Annotated in this window: 12 protein-coding genes; 5 read left to right on the top strand and 7 right to left on the bottom strand. The window is 66.1% G+C overall.

Features of this window, described 5'->3' with window-relative positions; translation table 11 throughout:
- Positions 1-190: 190 nt before the first annotated feature.
- Both IM660_RS14325 and IM660_RS14320 read left to right on the top strand, forming a co-directional pair.
- Positions 191-3016: a discoidin domain-containing protein gene (locus IM660_RS14325; RefSeq protein ID WP_193496487.1), complete on the top strand. Its 2826-nt coding sequence runs from the start codon at positions 191-193 to the stop codon at positions 3014-3016.
- Positions 3017-3125: 109 nt separating this feature from the next.
- A complete protein-coding gene (locus IM660_RS14320; protein WP_193496485.1) occupies positions 3126-6158 on the top strand; it encodes a discoidin domain-containing protein in 3033 nt (1010 codons plus the stop codon).
- A 189-nt stretch (positions 6159-6347) separates the two neighbouring features.
- Here the strand turns inward: IM660_RS14320 and IM660_RS14315 are convergent, their stop codons facing one another.
- On the bottom strand, positions 6348-7406 hold the full coding sequence (locus IM660_RS14315) for a hypothetical protein (protein ID WP_193496484.1): 1059 nt from the start codon (positions 7404-7406) through the stop codon (positions 6348-6350).
- Between the two features lie 285 nt (positions 7407-7691).
- Positions 7692-9401, bottom strand: coding sequence for a DUF885 domain-containing protein (locus tag IM660_RS14310; protein ID WP_193496482.1), 1710 nt, complete (start codon positions 9399-9401; stop codon positions 7692-7694).
- Positions 9402-9642: 241 nt separating this feature from the next.
- On the opposite strand from IM660_RS14310, the gene IM660_RS14305 reads away from it, so the two are divergent.
- A complete protein-coding gene (locus IM660_RS14305; protein WP_193496480.1) occupies positions 9643-10515 on the top strand; it encodes a sugar phosphate isomerase/epimerase family protein in 873 nt (290 codons plus the stop codon).
- 199 nt (positions 10516-10714) lie between these two features.
- Here the strand turns inward: IM660_RS14305 and IM660_RS14300 are convergent, their stop codons facing one another.
- The 3 genes from IM660_RS14300 to IM660_RS14290 form a co-directional block, all read right to left on the bottom strand.
- Positions 10715-10990, bottom strand: a complete 276-nt coding sequence (locus IM660_RS14300) for an acyl-CoA carboxylase subunit epsilon (protein ID WP_246464963.1) — start codon at positions 10988-10990, stop codon at positions 10715-10717.
- Positions 10987-12585, bottom strand: coding sequence for an acyl-CoA carboxylase subunit beta (locus tag IM660_RS14295; protein ID WP_193496478.1), 1599 nt, complete (start codon positions 12583-12585; stop codon positions 10987-10989). Before IM660_RS14295 ends, IM660_RS14300 begins: the two co-directional genes overlap by 4 nt.
- 94 nt (positions 12586-12679) lie before the next feature.
- Entirely contained in the window at positions 12680-13243 is a 564-nt protein-coding gene (locus IM660_RS14290) for a TetR/AcrR family transcriptional regulator (protein ID WP_193496477.1), read from the bottom strand.
- Positions 13244-13329: 86 nt separating this feature from the next.
- Between IM660_RS14290 and IM660_RS14285 the strand changes: the two genes are divergently transcribed.
- Both IM660_RS14285 and IM660_RS14280 read left to right on the top strand, forming a co-directional pair.
- Positions 13330-13956 (top strand): NAD(P)-dependent oxidoreductase, encoded by a 627-nt coding sequence (locus IM660_RS14285; RefSeq protein WP_193496475.1) that lies wholly within the window; start codon positions 13330-13332, stop codon positions 13954-13956.
- 158 nt (positions 13957-14114) lie between these two features.
- A complete protein-coding gene (locus IM660_RS14280) occupies positions 14115-14900 on the top strand; it encodes a biotin--[acetyl-CoA-carboxylase] ligase (protein ID WP_193496473.1) in 786 nt (261 codons plus the stop codon).
- Positions 14901-15057: 157 nt separating this feature from the next.
- On the opposite strand, the gene IM660_RS14275 is transcribed toward IM660_RS14280, so the two are convergent.
- Positions 15058-15606 carry a type 1 glutamine amidotransferase domain-containing protein gene (locus tag IM660_RS14275; RefSeq protein WP_193496471.1) on the bottom strand — a complete coding sequence of 183 codons (549 nt, stop codon included), beginning with the start codon at positions 15604-15606 and terminating at the stop codon, positions 15058-15060.
- Positions 15607-15709: 103 nt separating this feature from the next.
- Positions 15710-17158 (bottom strand): NAD-dependent succinate-semialdehyde dehydrogenase, encoded by a 1449-nt coding sequence (locus IM660_RS14270; protein WP_193496469.1) that lies wholly within the window; start codon positions 17156-17158, stop codon positions 15710-15712.
- Position 17159 lies beyond the last annotated feature (1 nt).

Below are 17159 nucleotides of genomic sequence, written 5' to 3'. Positions count from 1 at the left end.
GCCGGTTGAGATTGCGGCCACATCGGATAGATCGAGCACGTGCGCGGGTGGCGAACACCGGGTGCACCGCACCCAACGCCGCCCGAGCGAGGGGTGTTCGGTCCGATTCGTTCGTACGAACGAATCGGACCGACAGATCTGCCTGCGCCCCCATCGGTCACCAGTCTCTTGAACAGAGGAAGGGGTCAGCATGAGTACAAGGAGAAGCAGGACAGTTGCGCCGGTGGTACTGATGGCGGGTTTGGCGCTGCTAGCCGGTGGTGTCCCTGCCGTGGGTGCCAGCGAGGAGGGCTCCTACTCGATCGATGAAGTTGGGGCACCGATCAGTGCGGTGAACATCCGAACCGCGGCTATGGGGGCAATGCCCGACGGCACGCCCGTGGTCTATGCCCCGACGTATGGAGAACCGGCGCGTCTCAGCGTGGTCCAGGGTGAGACGGGCGAGCTGATCTCCGTCCACGACCTCGGCGACAAGACGACGTCCAACTACACCGGACTTTCGCCGGACGGTTCTGCATACGCTGCTGGGCAGACTCCAGGGGCCAATCTGTTCAGGTACGACCCCGCGACTGACGACGTCACCGACCTTGGCGCCCCGGTTTCGGGCGAGTCCAACATCTCTCGACTCACCTCATTCGCTGACGACGGGACGCTCTACTCCGGGACGTATCCGAGCGGGCATGTCTTCAGCTACCACCCGGATCGCGGATTCCAAGACTTCGGCCCCATCGCCGAGGGTGAGCAGTATGCACGTTCGACCGCGTTCGACGGCGAGGGGACTCTCTACGTCGGGACCGGTACCAATGCTCGACTGTTTGAGCTCAACGTGACTACCGGCGCGAGAACCGAGATCGCACTGCCCGCCGAGTATGCCGGCCAGCAGACCTACGTCAATGAGATGTACTACCGCGACGGACTGCTGTTCGCCTTCCTCAGTCCCGCGTATGCGTACGTCGTTTACGACACCGTCGCGGGGGAGTGGCGCGATTCGCTCACCGATGTTCAGGCCAGCCCCATCACGGACGTCGTGGACGGCACGGTCTACTACGTGAACCGCACCCCGAATGATGTGTTCAGCTATGACCTCACCTCCGGTGAGACGGCTCAGGTCACCGACCTCAACCAGATTTCCCTGAATAGTGCTCGCGGCTTCGGAGTGCTCCGTCTCCAAGATCCCGAGTGGCCGGGGTCGACCATTGCGGGGATGGGACTGACCGGTCGCATGTGGCACTACAACATCGACACGGCGGAGTTCCGCTGGGTGCAGACCCAGGCATCGGCTGGCGCCTTGAAGATCGCTGCCTTGGGCATGGGGTCCGACGACAACTTGTACGCTGCCGGCTACTTGACCCCTGGAGTCATGGCGCGGATTGATGTTGAGACATTGGAGTCCGAAGCTCTGGCGGGCCCGTCGCAGTCCCAGTTCATCGGTACGGTCGACGTCGAGGGCGGGGCGCCGGCCATGTTCATCGGCGGGTACTCGGACGCCGGTGTGTGGCGCTACGACCACACGGCCGAATGGAGCTACCCGTACAACCCGATCCGCCTCGCCCGGCTGGACTCCTATGACCAGGAGCGGGTGCTGGCGATGGTCGGTGTTGGCGAGCATCTGGCCGTCACCACCCTGGGGCCCAAGGGGAGCATGGGCGGGCACTTGACGATCCTCGACCCCGTGACCGGGAGCATTCGGTACAGCGCTGAGCCCGTGCCGGGCCACGCCGTCGCATCCCTGCATTACGAGGAGATCGACGGTCGCGAGGTCATTGTGGGTGGCACGACCAGCAACCAGTTGGGTGTGGAACACCCGGATCCGGAAGCCCGGTTTTTCATCTTCGACCTCGAGACCCTCACGACGGACTTCGTCACCATGCCTCGGTCGGGCGTGACGAGCATCAGCCAGATCCTGGAATTGCCCGATGAACGGATCTGGGCGTTCGCCAACGACGCCACCATCCTGGAACTGGACATCGAGCGAGATGGTGCGGGTTCCTACTCGATCCGGACGACTGAGGTCGCGTCAATTTTCGGCGAGCCCCGTTCAGCTGGTCAGTGGGCCGGATCCCGTCTGAGCATGCTCGATCCGGACACGGTCCTCGGGAACGCCGCCGGTAGCGTCTACACGATCGATGTCGCCACGCAGGAAGTCGAGATCGTCACCGAGGGGAACGAGGCGACCGCGACCGGTGACGGCCGGTTCTTCTTCGTCCGCGACACGGTTGTGTTCCGGGGGACCCCCGAGGGCTGGATTGCACCGGACCCGGATCCGGAACCCGAACCGACGGACCCGACCACTAACTACGCCCTGGCGGACAACGGAGCATCTGCCGCGGCGTCCAGCACATATGGCGCTTACGGTCCGGGTCAGGTGATTGATGGTGACACGACGAGTGTGACGAGTAGGTGGATTTCTGCTGCGGATGATGTCGATCCGTGGTTGGAGATCGTGTTCGCGGAGGAGGCAGTTGTTGACACGGTGAGTCTGTACCAGTACCTGAATTATGAGCTGGCTGACTATGACATTTCTGCGCAGGTTGATGGCGATTGGGTCACGGTTGCCGAGATCCGGGGGAATGTGGCGGCGAGGACGGTGCATGAGTTCAGTGCGGTTTCTGCCACAGCCCTGCGACTTGATGGAATCGCGAGCAGTGATGGGCGGGTGCGGCTCTTCGAGGTTGAGGTGACGTGTCAGGCCAGTGCCGACTGCGCCGGGGGTGAGGAGCCGGAGGCGGCGCCGGTGACCACTGCTCATTATGTGGGGAACAACTGGGTCACGGTGGCCTTGTCTGCCGAGGATGGTGGTTCTGGTATCGGTGGGCTCGAGTACCGGTTTGATGATGGTGACTGGTTCTCGTACACGGAGCCGTTCAGCCTGAAGCGGTCCGATCGTCAGTTGTTGGAGTACCGCGGCACTAGCCCTGACGGAACGGCGGAGGAAACGCGCTGCATCGCCTTTGAACCGGGCGGTGGTCGCGTCGACGTCACGGTGAGCCCGGACTACGCCACCTGCACCAACTGATCGGCGCCTGAATCGTGGACAGACGAATCTCAGACCGGCAGTACGGAATTCGGTCCAGCAATGAGGTAAACGGAGGGCAGAAATTGTGAGGCAACGACGACGATGGCTCGTGACGGCTCTGGCTGCCACGGTCGCCGTGATGGGCGCGGTGGTTCCCGCGGCGGCCCAGACCGAGGACCGGGCAGAACCCGCGCCGTACAGCGCGCAATGCCAGGACGAGCCGCCAACTACCGGGGTGGCGGTCAGGAGCCTGGGTGTGCCCGTCACCGAGCTGCAGATGAACGTCTCAGCGACCGGATATCTGCCGGACGGCAGCCCCGTCCTCTATGTCCAGGGCGGGAGCCCGGGCAACTCGGTGCAGTTTGCCGCGATTGACCCGATGACCGGTGAACAGCTGCGCCACCACGCAATCGAGGAGCTCAACGACTCCCTGTCGATGATCACGGCGCAGGACGGCACTGTCTACATCCCTGGCTGGGGGCCCGAGGCTCTGCTCTTCCGTTACGACCCTGCGACCGACACGATGACGAACCTCGGTCACGCCGTCGCGGGCGAGTCGCACATCACCCGCATCATCGAGGCAGAGGACGGCACTCTCTACGGGGGCACGTTCCCGAACGGGCACGCCTTCAGTTACGACCCGACGACAGAGCAATTCACCGACTACGGCCAAGTCGACCCGAACGAGTACTACGCCCGCGCCGTCGCGTACGACGAAGCAGGCAGCCTCTACGTCGGTACCGAAGGCACCGCCCGGGTCATCAAGCTCGATCTGGAGACTGGCGCGAGGACCGAGATCCCCCAGCCCCCCACCATGGCGCCCGGTGACTACCGCATCAGCCTGATGGCTTGGCGCGACGGTCTGATCTTCGCCTACTTCGGCGGCTCGCTCGAGTGGCACGTCTACGATCCGTCTGTCGGGGAGTGGGTCGCCCACCTACCCAAGAGTGCGCCCAGCATGCCGACCGAGGTCTCGGAGGACGGGTTGGTCTACTTCGCCAACAACGTCGAGAACCGGCTGTACTCCTTCGACGTCACCACCCGGGAGATCGCCGATGCCGGCTGGGACCAGGCCGTGAACTACTACCTGGGTGGTGGTGGCATGGGCCTGATCGATCTTGACGACGAGAGCTACCCGGGTGAGTCGATCGTCGGCATGGGGAGGCGGGGGGAGATATGGCGATTCAACCCCGAAACTGGTCGGGGCAACGTGGACTCCACCGCGGAGTTGCCCATGACGCCGATCACCGTGCGGGCCTTCGGAAGTGGGCTCGATGGTGAGGTGTACGTCGGGCTGAGTTTTAACAGCGGCAATCTGGTCACCTATGACCCTGACGCTGATGAGATGAGGGTTCAGTCGGCAGCGCTCGCCGCACAGGTCCACCAGTACCTGACCACGGACGATGCGATCTACATGGGCACCTACACCGGAGCGGTGCTGCGCAGGCACGACCCGGCCCTGCCGATCAACAACGGCAACCCGCGCGTCGTCTTCAGCCTGAACGAGCACAACCAGGACCGGCTCTTCGCGCTGGCGGAGGCGGGTGAGCGGATCGCCGCAGGGAGCCTCGGCAAGCGCGGCCACCCCAGCGGCCGACTGGTGTTCCACACGCCATCGACCGGCGAGGTACAGGATTTCGGTGAGATCCTCCACGGCCACCAACTCATCTCAATGGCCGTCGTCGGCGACACGCTGTACATCGGCACCTCGAACAACACCCCTGGGGCCGACCCGATCGTAGACGAGGCGCTCATCGTCGCCTGGGATCTGACCACCGACACCATCGAGTGGCAGGCCGCCCCGATTCCCGGGATGTCGACGATCTCGTCCCTCGTGGCGCGCGACGACGGGCAGTTGTGGGCACTGACTGGAGACGGCACGGTATTCCGGTTCGACCCGGAGACTCGTGAGGTGGAACAGAGCGTCGAGATCGTGGGAGCAGGTAGTGGCAATCACGGCTACCCGAAGCTCTCCCTCGGCCCGGACGGGCTGTTGTACGGATCGACTGGGGGCGGGGTCATCTTCTCCCTGGACCCTGTGAGTGGCGAGTACGAGGTGCTCACCCACGGCAACTACGTGCTGCCGCACACCGATGGCAGGCTCTATTTCGCCCGAGGGTCGGAGGTCCTCCAGGCAACTCTGTCACGAGGGAGCGAGCCCGGGGTCGTGACTCCCGCGGCTGTCACGTTCGACGACCAGGATGGTGCCGCCGCTGACACTTACACAGTTCCCGACGTCACGGGTGTTGACTATCTCGTGGATGATGCAGTCCTGACGCCAGGGATTCATCCGGGCACGGGCACTGTGACGGTCACCGCGGTGGCCCAGGACTGCTTCGCGCTCGCGGGTGGCGCCACGACCGAGTGGTCCCACGAGTTCTCCACCGAGGAGAACCAACCGGAACCGGGAGATTATTTCAACTACGCGTTGGAGGCGAACGGGGCGTCCGCGGAAGCCTCGAGCGTGCTTAATGCTTACGGTCCGGGTCAGGTGATTGATGGTGACACGACGAGTGTGACGAGTAGGTGGATTTCTGCTGCGGATGATGTCGATCCGTGGTTGGAGATCGTGTTCGCGGAGGAGGCAGTTGTTGACACGGTGAGTCTGTACCAGTACCTGAATTATGAGCTGGCTGACTATGACATTTCTGCGCAGGTTGATGGCGATTGGGTCACGGTTGCCGAGATCCGGGGGAATGTGGCGGCGAGGACGGTGCATGAGTTCAGTGCGGTTTCTGCCACAGCCCTGCGACTTGATGGAATCGCGAGCAGTGATGGGCGGGTGCGGCTCTTCGAGGTTGAGGTGACGTGTCAGGCCAGTGCCGACTGCGCCGGGGGTGAGGAGCCGGAGGCGGCGCCGGTGACCACTGCTCATTATGTGGGGAACAACTGGGTCACGGTGGCCTTGTCTGCCGAGGATGGTGGTTCTGGTATCGGTGGGCTCGAGTACCGGTTTGATGATGGTGACTGGTTCTCGTACACGGAGCCGTTCAGCCTGAAGCGGTCCGATCGTCAGTTGTTGGAGTACCGCGGCACTAGCCCTGACGGAACGGCGGAGGAAACGCGCTGCATCGCCTTTGAACCGGGCGGTGGTCGCGTCGACGTCACCGTGAGCCCGGACTACGCCACCTGCACCAACTGATCGGCGACGGAGCTGCCCTATTTGGAACTCAGATGGGGCGGCTCCGTAGGTGCGTCGCACTGCGAAGGTGCGCCTGGTGCCGACGCGAGTAGCACTTCCCCGTTGTCACGATCCCCGTGGCGCCAGCCTGTATGAAGTCTTGGCTTGCGGTCAGTGCCACTCCGGGATCCGGATCGTGCCAACGCTTGCTCAGTAGACGTAGAGTAGGCTCCCGTTTTGGTGCATCACAATCGTCTCACCGCTCGTTGTCGTGATGTGCTGTGCGATTCGGTACTCGGTAGGGCAACCTGCGGTTGAACTCGTGGTGAAAGTCAGAGCATTGTTGATCGGCGAGTGGTGGACCTTGAGAGGAATACTGGCGTAGGCGACCCCATCTTCGGGGGAGTTGGTCGAGTATGTCGGTGCGCACGTCGGGTCTGTTGAGTCAACCGGGATCACTTCAATGTTGCTGCGAGCCCCAGAGGGCCGCCATGACTCGTGTGTGTCGCCGCACAGCAGCATGTCGCTTCCGCCACCCGATCCGCCGCAGCCAGTCAATGAGGCGGCCGCACGCACAGAGGCTGTGGTCCCGGCAGGGATCGTTGTTTCCACAGGCGTTCGAGCGGGCGACGTCTGACTGAACTCGATCGCGATCGCTTCCTCCTCGTTCGCCGAGGTGTAAGTACACGCAGTGGGATCGGTTGAGTACGGCGCAGCCCAATTGCATTGGGTGGCCCACGTGGATGTCACCGGTGTGTCCGCGATGACCGCGCCGCCAGTGCCCACGACCATGTCATCTGTCCCATTGTCGTACGTTCCTCCGGTCACGATCTTGTACGTCAGGGCGCACGAGTATGTACCTGGATCAGGAAACGTCACCAGGAGGTTCGGCGCGAGGGTCGCCGACTCATCTGCGAGGATGTTGGTGATCTGAATGGCGGATGATCCTGTGACTGGAGACGTGCATCCGACGCGCGTGTAGAAGTAGAACCGATCGGGGGTATTGATAGAACCCGATCGTGAATGACTGACGGGAAGAGATGTTGCTATCCGCCTGACCTCGTCGGTGTACGAGGTGGTGACGACATGCGTGGCAAGCGTCACGAGTGAGGCACTGGAGGTCGTCGTCTCGTCCTGCACAACAAGTGTCGTGCCAGGTGGGATAGCTGTCGTACCGGCGTGAGCATCGCTTGGGGTTGCTGCAACTAACCCGGCCGTAAGGACGGCAATGCTCGCGCAGGCCGTATGAAACCCTCGGTGCTTCGTCATGACTGGAGGTCCTTCCTGTAACTCTCATTGGCTGGATGAGGTCGCGGATTTCGTCGCCGCCATCGTCGAATTAGAGGTTAAAACCTCACATCTGAAGCCAAGGATCGCGGCGATTTCGTCCATGTTTACGGGAGGGTGATTCCTGTGTCAAGGAGTAATCGTATAACATGGAACGCCCGATCGAGTTATGAGAAATAACTCAACCATGAGGTCGGCCCGAGCCTTCATGACGAATGGTGTGGCCCTACCAGCCCCCGGCTCATCGTCTACGCTGCTTGCCGCCCCTCAGTCGAGCAGCGCCATCCGCAAGGTGTCCAGGCCCACGGACCCCACGTCCAGGGCCCGCCGGTGGAAGCGCGCCAGGTCGAACTCTGCTCCCTCCCGGGCTCGGGTCTCCTCCCGCAGCTGCTCCCACAGCCGCTGCCCCACCTTGTACGAGGGTGCTTGCCCGGGCCAACCGAGGTAACGGTTCAGCTCGAACCGCTTGAACCCCTCGGGCATGTTCACGTTCGCGTCCAGGAACGGCCACGCCTTCTCTGCGTCCCAGGTGCCGCCGCCCCACTGCGGCGGGCACGGCTTGCCCAGGTGCACGCCGATGTCGATCACCACGCGGGCGGCGCGCAGCCGCTGACCGTCCAGCATCCCGATCGCATCGGCCGGATCGTCCAGGAAGCCGAGGTCCTGCATGAGCCGTTCCGCGTAGAGCGCCCATCCTTCGCCGTGGCCGCTCACCCAGCAGGCCATCCGCCGCCAGTCGTTGAGGGTCTCCGCGCGATAGATGGTCTGCCCGACCTGCAGGTGATGGCCGGGTACCCCCTCGTGATACACCGTCGTCTTCTCCCGCCAGGTGGCGAACTCCGTCACTCCTGACGGCACCGCCCACCACATGCGCCCCGGGCGGGAGAAGTCTCCGCTCGGCGGCGTGTAGTAGATGCCGCCGCTCTCGGTGGGCGCGATGCAGCATTCGATGGTGCGCACCGGGTCCGGGATGTCGAACTGGGTTCCGGCCAGTGCGGTCACTGCCTCGTCGGCGGTGGTCTGCATCCACTCCTGCAGGGCGTCGGTGCCGTGCAGGAGCCGCGTGGGATCGGCGTCCAGCTCGGCCATGGCCTGTTCGATACTCGCTCCCGGCCCGCTGATCTTCTCCGCGAGCACCTGCTGCTCGGCGACGATCGACTTCAGCTCGGCCAGGCCCCATTCGTAGGTCTCATCGAGGTCCACCTCGGCGCCCACGAACGTCCGGGAGAACCGCTCGTACCGCTCCCTCCCGACGGCGTCCCTCACCGGGGCTACCGGCGCCAGCTCCCGTAGGGCATCCGCCAGGGCGGCGTAGCCTGCGCGAGCTGCCGTGGCTCCTTGAGCCAGGGCGGCCACGACCCCGTCGGGCGGTGCCTGGCCATCGATGCGTGCGCCGTCGGCCAGCTGCTGCCAGAACCCCTCCGCCCCGGCGAGCCCGTCGGCCTCAGTGATACATGCCTCCACCTGGCGGATCGCAGCCACCCGGCCCTGGGAGGCGCCGCGGCGAAGGGACTCCACATAGCCCTCGATCGCACCCGGCACCGCCTGCATCCGGCCCGCGATCGTTGCCCACGCCTCAGCGGAGTCGGTGGGCATGAGGTCGAAGACCTCGCGGATCGTCTGCACCGGAGAGGCGATCACGTTCAGGTCCGCGAGGTCCTCACCCGCTTCGGCCAGCTCGATCTCCAGCCCCAGCCGCTCCCGCATCGCGTGCTGGGTCACCCGGTCCACCTCGTCAGTGGGGGTGACCGAGTCCAGGGCAGTGAGCGCCGCGCGTGCAGCCTGGGTGAACGCGGCCAGACCCTCGGGGGAGTGGTCGTCGAGAGCGTCCTCTCGGCCGGGGAGGCCGGCCTCGGTGGCGAACATCGGGCTGAGGTCGGCGAGCGTGCGGACGTAGGCGTCGGCGACATCGTCGGTCGCGGTGCGCGGGCGGGCCGCGGTGCCTGGGTGGGACTCGGGGGCGGGGGTGCCGGTCATGGCGGCACGTTACCGCCCCAGCGAGCCACCCTCCCACCGAAATTGCTCGTCGTTCTGGTTGCTGGCCCGGTTGTCGCCACCGCCATTTCGACGATGGATTTGGCGCACCCTCGGAAATTGCACGTCGTTCTGGTCGTTGAGTCAGGTGGGCTCAACGACCAGAACGACGACGGATTCCGGTGGTCGGCAACAGAGGGCAACCGCTTCACCCCGGCGGGTCGCCACCGGTAGAGATAGGCGTATGACTGCACACACCTCTGCCCGGATCGGCGTTCAGCTCATGACCGTGCGGCGGGAGGTGGACGAGATCGGCTTGCCTGCGGTGCTGCGGCGGCTCAGCGAGATCGGGTTGCCGAACATCGAGGTCTCCCAGGTGCCGCTCACCAGCGAGAACCTGGACAGCTTCGCCCACGGTCGTGACAAGCTCGGCCTGAGCTATGCGGCGCTGTCGGGCACCATGGAGGCCGGCGGCGGTGCCAACCCGTCACTGCCGAGCGACTACGACCACCTCGTGACCGCTGCCCGGCGCCTCGGGTGCGAACGGATCCGGATCGGGATGCTGCCGTTTTCTGCGCTCCGTGATGAGCAGGCGCTCCTCAGCTTCTGCCGTGACGCCGACGAGATGGCCCGCCGGCTCGCCGATGACGGGATCCGGCTGTCCTACCACAACCACCACATCGAGTTCGCTCGGCTCGGTGACCGGGAGGTGCTGGAGACCATCCGCACCGAGGCACCGAACCTGTGGCTCGAGGTCGACGTCTACTGGGTGCAGCGCGGCGGGCACGACCCCGTTCGCACCCTGGAGCGGTTCGCGGGGTCGGTTGACTTGGTACACCTGAAGGACTTCCGGGTGAGCCTTCCCCCAGCCGAGGCGTTCGAGGTGCTCGCAGACGGTGACCGTTCCGCTGTCCAGGAACACTTCGCCCAGCCGGTGCAGTTCGCCGAGGTCGGGCAGGGGACGCTCGACTGGGCGGCGATCGTGCGGGCGGGCATCGATGCCGGTGCGGCGCATCTGCTCATCGAGCAGGACGCCACCTACGGCCGGGACCCATTCGAATCGCTGACCATGTCCCGCGAGCGGCTCGTCGAGCTCGGGTTCGCCGAGATGTTCTGAGGGGCGTCCTGGCGCTGATGGCCTCCACTCCTGTGCGTTGCCCCGAACTGTCGCCAGCGCGGTGGTGGAGACGACAGTTTGCGGCAACGCGTGGTGCGTCGGGCGGGGATGGCGTGAGGTGGTGGCAACGTGCAGACTCGGCGGACGGCGTGAGCTGGACGTGCGGCATGTGCGTCGTCGGTTCGGTGAGCCGCAGCTCTCAGCGAGGCAGGGCGCTCCAGCGCCACGAGCCACGCCCGGGGCGGGCAGGGCGGCCGAGCTGATGGGCCCGGTCGCTCCACAGCGACGTGTGGGCGCCGTCGTCGATCTCCTCGTGCGCGGCGGCAGCCGCCCGGGCTGCCACGATCCCGGCGACCAGTGCCGCGAGCTCGGCCTCGTCCGGATCGCCCTTGACGACCCGCACCAGGTCCGAGGGAATCTCCCCGAGACCGGCGTAGTGGCCGTTGCTGTTGCTCCGACCGTTCTGCCCGGTCACAGCGGGATGTTCCCGTGCTTCTTCACCGGCAGCGATGCCCGCTTCGTGCGCAGCGCCCGCAGCCCCTTGACGATCTGCGCACGCGTTTCCGAGGGGCGGATGACGCCATCGACGTACCCTCGCTGGGCGGCGTCCCACGGGTTGACGATGGCGTCGGTGTACTCGTCGATCAGGCGGGTGCGTTCGGCCTCGACGTCGCCACCGTTCTCGGCGACCTCCTTGAGCGTGCGCCGCTGCAGGATGTTCACGGCGCCGCTGGCCCCCATGACGGCGATCTGTGCCGTGGGCCATGCCAGGTTCAGGTCGGCGCCGAGCTGCTTGGAGGCCATCACGATATAGGCACCGCCGTAGGCCTTGCGGGTGATCACGGTGATGAGCGGCACGGTGGCCTCGGCGTAGGCGTAGATGAGCTTGGCGCCGCGGCGGATGATGCCATTCCACTCCTGATCCGTGCCGGGCAGGAATCCGGGCACGTCGACGAACGTCAGCACCGGGATGTTGAAGGCGTCGCAGGTGCGCACGAACCGGGCCGCCTTCTCGGCGGCGGCGATGTCCAGGGTTCCTGCCATCGCGAGCGGCTGGTTGGCCACCACGCCTACCGGGTGGCCTTCGACGTGCCCGAAACCGACCACCACGTTCTTCGCGAACAGCGCCTGGACCTCGAGGAACTCGCCGTCGTCGAGCACGGTCTCGATGACAGTGTGCATGTCATAGGGCTGGTTGTCCGAGTCCGGGACGAGCGTGTCGAGCGCCTCGTCTTCCTCGGTCGGTTCGAGGTCGGCCGGTGCGTCGAAGGTTTCCGGGTCGGTGAGGTTGTTCGTGGGCAGGTAGTGCAGGAGTGCTTTGACGTAGTCGAAGGCGTCGTCCTCGTCTGCTGCCAGGTAGTGCGCCACCCCGGAACGTTCGTTGTGGGTGCGCCCGCCGCCGAGTTCCTCGAACCCGACATCTTCGCCGGTGACGGCACGGATCACGTCCGGGCCGGTGATGAACATGTTGGAGGTTTGGTCGGCCATGATGATGAAGTCGGTGAGCGCGGGGGAGTACACCGCGCCACCGGCGCTGGGCCCGAGGATCAGGGAGATCTGCGGGATCACCCCGGAGGCGGCCACGTTGCGGCGGAAGATCTCGGCGAACTGCGTTAGTGCTGCCACGCCTTCCTGGATGCGGGCCCCGCCACCGTCGCTGATGCCGATCAAGGGGACGCCGGTGCGCATCGCCAGGTCCATCACCTTGGTGATCTTCTCCCCGTGCACCTCGCCGAGCGATCCACCGAAGACAGTGAAGTCCTGGGCGTAGATGCACACCTGTCGCCCGTCGATCGTGCCGTAGCCGACCACCACGCCATCACCGGAGATCTTCTTCGCCTCGAGGCCGAAGTTGGTGGAGCGGTGGGTGGCGAATGCGTCCAGCTCGGTGAAGCTGTCCTCGTCCAGCAGGGCGTCGATGCGGTCGCGCGCGGACTTCTTCCCGCGGGCGCCCTGCTTTTCGACGGCGATCTCGGCCAGGCGCTGCGGGCCCTCGGCCCGGCGGCGGTCCAGGTCGGCGAGTTTGCCGGCCGTGGTGGACGTGTCGACGGAAGTCTCGGATGTGCTCACCCCAGCACTCTAGTTGTGCCTCGTCGCTAAGTGGGTGACGCCAGGGTCTCGCAAGGGCGTGTCAGATTTGTAGGAGATGCACAATCCGCATCCATCAGAGCCTGATGGACGCCACCGCCGCCCGGGCGCGCTCGGTGGTGTCCTGCACGTCGTCCCGGCCCTCGTACACCGCGAGAAAGGCCTCGAAGAGTGCAGCGCCGGTGAGAGTGCGCGCTATGGCGGTGGTGTCGGCATCGGGACCCACGCGCCCCAGTGCTGCCTCGGCGTCGAGGTAGGTCTGCACCTGATGGGCCGGGGCGGCGGGGCCTGCGCCGAGACGACGCAGGCCTTGGCGATGTGCTGCGAGCAGCTCGGGTGCGCCGAGGATCGATGCCGACATCGGGAAGGACCGGACATAGAACTCCATGAGCCTGGCCACAAGCGTCGCCAGGTTCTCCGGCACTGTGCGTGTGCCGACGAGCTCGTCGGGCCGAGCCAGTCGCGGCGAGCGCTCTGACAGGACCCCGAGGAACAGTTCGTGCTTGCCGGCGAAGTGCTTGTAGAGCAGGGCCTCGGAGCACCCCGCGGCGCGGGCGATTTCCTTGGTGGTGGCGTGAGCGATGCCCTGTTCGCGCAGCACGGACGCGGCTGCATCGAGGATCCGATCTCGTGCGCTCATGTGTGCCGCTCCTCGCTCTTGACTTTCGCTGCGTGCTGCCCCAGTCTAGGGGTGAGTGAACACTTACTAACCCCAGGGAGGGCACAATGAAAGTCGCCGTGGTCGGAGCGAGTGGACGCACGGGAGCGGAAGTGGTGCGTGAGGCGCAGGAACGAGGGCATCATGTGACCGCCGTCGTGCGTGACCGCGAACGTCTCGGTGATCTGCGACCGGATCAGGTGGCCGTCGCGGACGGGCGCGACGCAGAGGCGCTCGCGGCCGCATTCGCCGATGTGGAGGCTGTCATCTCTTGTGTGGGCCCGGTCAAGGGCGAGGACGTCCAGGTGCAGTCGGCGATCACCGAGGTGGTGCTCCACGCAGCCGCCGGCGCTGGTGTTGACCGGTGTGTGGTGGTGTCAGCGAGTGGATGGCTCGTGGACGGCGACGACCCGCTCGGCCGGTACCTCGCCAAGCCGATCCTCGCTCGGGTACTGCGGGAGGAGAACGCGGCGTTTGCTGAGACCGAGCGGCTCGTGCGGGGAGCCGGCCTCGACTGGACCATCGTGCGGCCACCGATGTTGCGCGACGGTACGGCGCGCGGGTCCTATCACCAGCGGCGCGACGGCAACGTGCGGTGGCGCTACTCGATCCGGCGCAGCGACCTTGCCGTCGCGCTCTGCGATCTGCTGGTGGACCAGACGGCGGTGCGCAAGGTCGTGTCCGTCGCGGCCTGAGCTCGCGAGTCGTGCCCCGCCCATCTGCCGCGCACCCCTCTGAGGGGCCGATTATTCGACCCTTGAACGCTCCGAGGGTCGAATAATCGGCCCCTGGGGGCCTGGTGCAGCCGTGAGACCGGCGAGCGGCTGAGCAGGGCTGGTGGCAGTCTGGGTGCATGCACGTCCAGCCCCGATGGGAGATCCTCGACGAAGTCGGCTCGACCAGTACCGAGCTCTTGGTCCGCGCGGCTGCCGATCCGGACGCTTGGCCCGACCGGTCGGTTCTGCTCGCCCGCCGGCAGGTGTCCGGCCGCGGGCGTGCAGGGCGCGCATGGACGACCGATGCCCACCATGCGCTGACCTTCTCCATCCTCCTTCGCCCGGCCGTGCCGACCGACCGCTGGAGCTGGCTGCCGCTGCTGGCGGGGGTCGCCGTGGTCCAGGCCTTGCACGAGTTCCAGCCCGACGGCGCAGCTCCCCCGCACGAGGTGGCCTGCGGTCTGAAGTGGCCCAACGACGTCGTTCACCTCGGCGGTACCGAGGTGCTTCCCGAATGGGGGTGCCTGCGCAAGGTCGGCGGTCTGCTCGCCGAGATCCTGCCGGATCGGTCGGGGGTGGTGGTCGGGATCGGGATCAACCTGGACGGTGACGAGTTGCCCGTGCCATGGGCAGGTTCGGTCGCCGAACTCGGCGTGCGGACCACACCAGAGGGCCTGGCGCGGGCGATCCACAGCCGTCTCTCGGATCCGATCGCCGCGTGGGAGGCAGGCGAGGACCCGACGTCGATCGTGGCGCCGGCCTGCCTCACCCTCGGCACCCACGTGCGGGTCACCCTGCCCGGGGATGAGGTGATCGAGGGTGAAGCTGTCGATCTGGCCACCGACGGTGCGTTGCGCGTGCGTGCTGGGAGTGAAGAGCGTGTAGTGCACGCCGGGGATGTGGCTCACGTACGCCCAGCGTGAGCGATGTCCAGGCCCAGCGTGAGCGACGCATGAGCGCGAGCGACATGACGCTTCGTCTCGTCGCCGGCTCCCGCACGTGAGCCGGGGCTCGCTCCAGTGGCACGGAGCTCCCGCACGTGAGACGGGATGGGGAGTGTGCCGGATCTGGGCAGCAGCGTCAGCCCGTCTGACCCCCGTGCTTGCCCTCCATGACCTCCTCAACGAACTTGTCGTTGAATGCTGGCAGGTCTGCAGGTGTCCTGCTTGAGACCAGGCCCTCGTCGACGACGACCTCCTCGTCCACCCAGGTGGCGCCGGCGTTGCTCAGGTCGGTGCGCAGGCTCGGGAAGGAGGTGAGGGTGCGGCCTGAGAGCACGTCGGCATCGGCCAGGATCCAGGCGCCGTGGCAGATGACGCCCACCGGCTTGTGCTCGGTGAAGAAGCTCCGTGTGAAGGCCACGGCGTCACCGTTCATGCGTAGAGCGTCGGCGTTGGCGGTGCCGCCGGGCAACACGAGTGCGTCGTAAGAGGAGGCGTCCGCCTCGGCCACGGGGACGTCCACCGTCTGCGAGTGGCCCTTCTTCCCGCCGACCCGTCCAGCTCGGGGCGAGACAAGGACGGCACTCGCCCCTGCGCGGGTGACCGCCTGCCACGGGCTGGTCAACTCGCTGTCCTCATATCCGTCGGTGAGCAGGAAGGCTACGGTCTTGCCGGTCACGTCGGCCATCATGGTGCTCCTTCTTCACATCGGAAGTGGTGCACCCCTACCGTAAACACACCCGTACCCCGGGCGCCCGCTGGCCAGGCGCCCGGGTGAGGTAGTCGACAGGTCAGTCGGCGATCCCGATGTATTTGGTGTCCAGGAACTCCTCGATCCCGGTGAGTCCGCCCTCGCGGCCCAGTCCGGACTCCTTCATCCCGCCGAACGGTGCGGCCGGGTTGGAGACGACGCCCTGGTTGAGGCCGACCATGCCGGTCTCGAGTGCATCGCTCACTCGCAGCCCACGCCGCAGCGATTCGGTGAACACATAGGAGACCAGCCCGTGCGGGGTGTTGTTCGCACGCGCGATGACGTCATCCTCGTCGGTGAAGGTGCTGATCGCGGCGACCGGTCCGAAGATCTCGGTACTGCCCAGCTCGGCCCCCTCCGGAACGTCCGTGACGACGGTCGCGGGGAAGAAGTGACCCGGCCCCGGCTCGGGGACACCCCCGAGCAGGACCCGAGCTCCGCCGTCGGCGGCTGATCGTACGAGACCGTTGACCTTCTCGACGGCCTTATCGTCGATGAGGGGCCCGATCGTGACCCCTTCCTCCAGCCCGGAGCCCATCCGGCGCGAGGCCATCTCCTCGGTGATGCGCCGGGTGAACTCCTCCGCCACCGAGGCGTGTACGAAGATCCGGTTGGCGGCCGTGCACGCCTGACCGATGTTGCGTAGCTTCGCCGCGATCGTGCCCGCCACGGCCGTGTCCATGTCGGCGTCGTCGAAGACGATCAGCGGAGCGTTTCCGCCGAGTTCCATGGAGGTGCGCATCACCGTCTGCGCTGCCAGCTGCAGCAGATGCTTGCCCACGCCGGTGGATCCCGTGAAGGAGAGCTTGCGCGAGCGCGGGTCGAGGATCAGCGGGCTCATCGCATCGTCGGCCCGGGACGTGGTGACCACGTTCACCACGCCGTCGGGCAGGCCGGCGCGCTGCAGGATCTCGGCGAGCGCGAGCGTGCTCAGGGGAGTGGCCTCGGCCGGTTTGATCACGCTCGTGCAGCCGGCCGCGATCGCCGGACCGATCTTGCGCGTGCCCATCGCCATCGGGAAGTTCCACGGAGTGATCAGCACACACGGCCCCACCGGCTGCTTGCTGATGAGGAAGCGGGCGCCACCAGCAGGGGCGCGCATGTGTCCGCCGTCGATACGCACCGCCTCCTCGGCGAACCAGCGGAAGAACTCAGCAGCGTAGGCGATCTCGCCCTTGGACTCGGCCAGCGGCTTGCCCATCTCGAGCGTCATGATCAGGGCGAGCCGGTCGACCTCGGCATGCAGCAGCTCGAATGCCCGGTAGAGGATCTCGCTGCGGGTACGGGCTGGGGTGCGGGCCCAGTCCGCCTGGGCCGCGGCCGCGGCGTCGAGCGCCGCCATCGCCTCGTCTGGATCGGCGTCGGCCACCTGGGTGAGCACCTCCCCGGTGGCGGGGTTCTCCACCGCCATGGTGCGCCCGGCGGTACGCCAGGAGCCGGCGATGAACAGGTCAGTGGGGACGGAGGCGATCGCTTCGGTGGGTGTCATC

This window comes from Ruania alkalisoli (genome assembly GCF_014960965.1).
In the GTDB taxonomy this organism is placed as follows: Bacteria; Actinomycetota; Actinomycetes; order Actinomycetales; family Beutenbergiaceae; genus Ruania; species Ruania alkalisoli.
The sequence above is the reverse complement of the archived record's forward strand: the minus strand, read 5'-3'. Positions and strand labels throughout refer to the sequence as shown.

Bases quoted from the DNA above. Each gene is read 5' to 3' on its own strand.
- IM660_RS14315 (WP_193496484.1), bottom strand. From the start codon at position 7,406: ATGACGAAGCACCGAGGGTTTCATACGGCCTGCGCGAGCATTGCCGTC.
- IM660_RS14305 (WP_193496480.1), top strand. From the start codon at position 9,643: ATGACTGCACACACCTCTGCCCGGATCGGCGTTCAGCTCATGACCGTG.
- IM660_RS14325 (WP_193496487.1), top strand. From the start codon at position 191: ATGAGTACAAGGAGAAGCAGGACAGTTGCGCCGGTGGTACTGATGGCG.
- IM660_RS14280 (WP_193496473.1), top strand. From the start codon at position 14,115: ATGCACGTCCAGCCCCGATGGGAGATCCTCGACGAAGTCGGCTCGACC.
- IM660_RS14270 (WP_193496469.1), bottom strand. From the start codon at position 17,158: ATGACACCCACCGAAGCGATCGCCTCCGTCCCCACTGACCTGTTCATC.
- IM660_RS14310 (WP_193496482.1), bottom strand. From the start codon at position 9,401: ATGACCGGCACCCCCGCCCCCGAGTCCCACCCAGGCACCGCGGCCCGC.
- IM660_RS14275 (WP_193496471.1), bottom strand. From the start codon at position 15,606: ATGGCCGACGTGACCGGCAAGACCGTAGCCTTCCTGCTCACCGACGGA.
- IM660_RS14290 (WP_193496477.1), bottom strand. From the start codon at position 13,243: ATGAGCGCACGAGATCGGATCCTCGATGCAGCCGCGTCCGTGCTGCGC.
- IM660_RS14285 (WP_193496475.1), top strand. From the start codon at position 13,330: ATGAAAGTCGCCGTGGTCGGAGCGAGTGGACGCACGGGAGCGGAAGTG.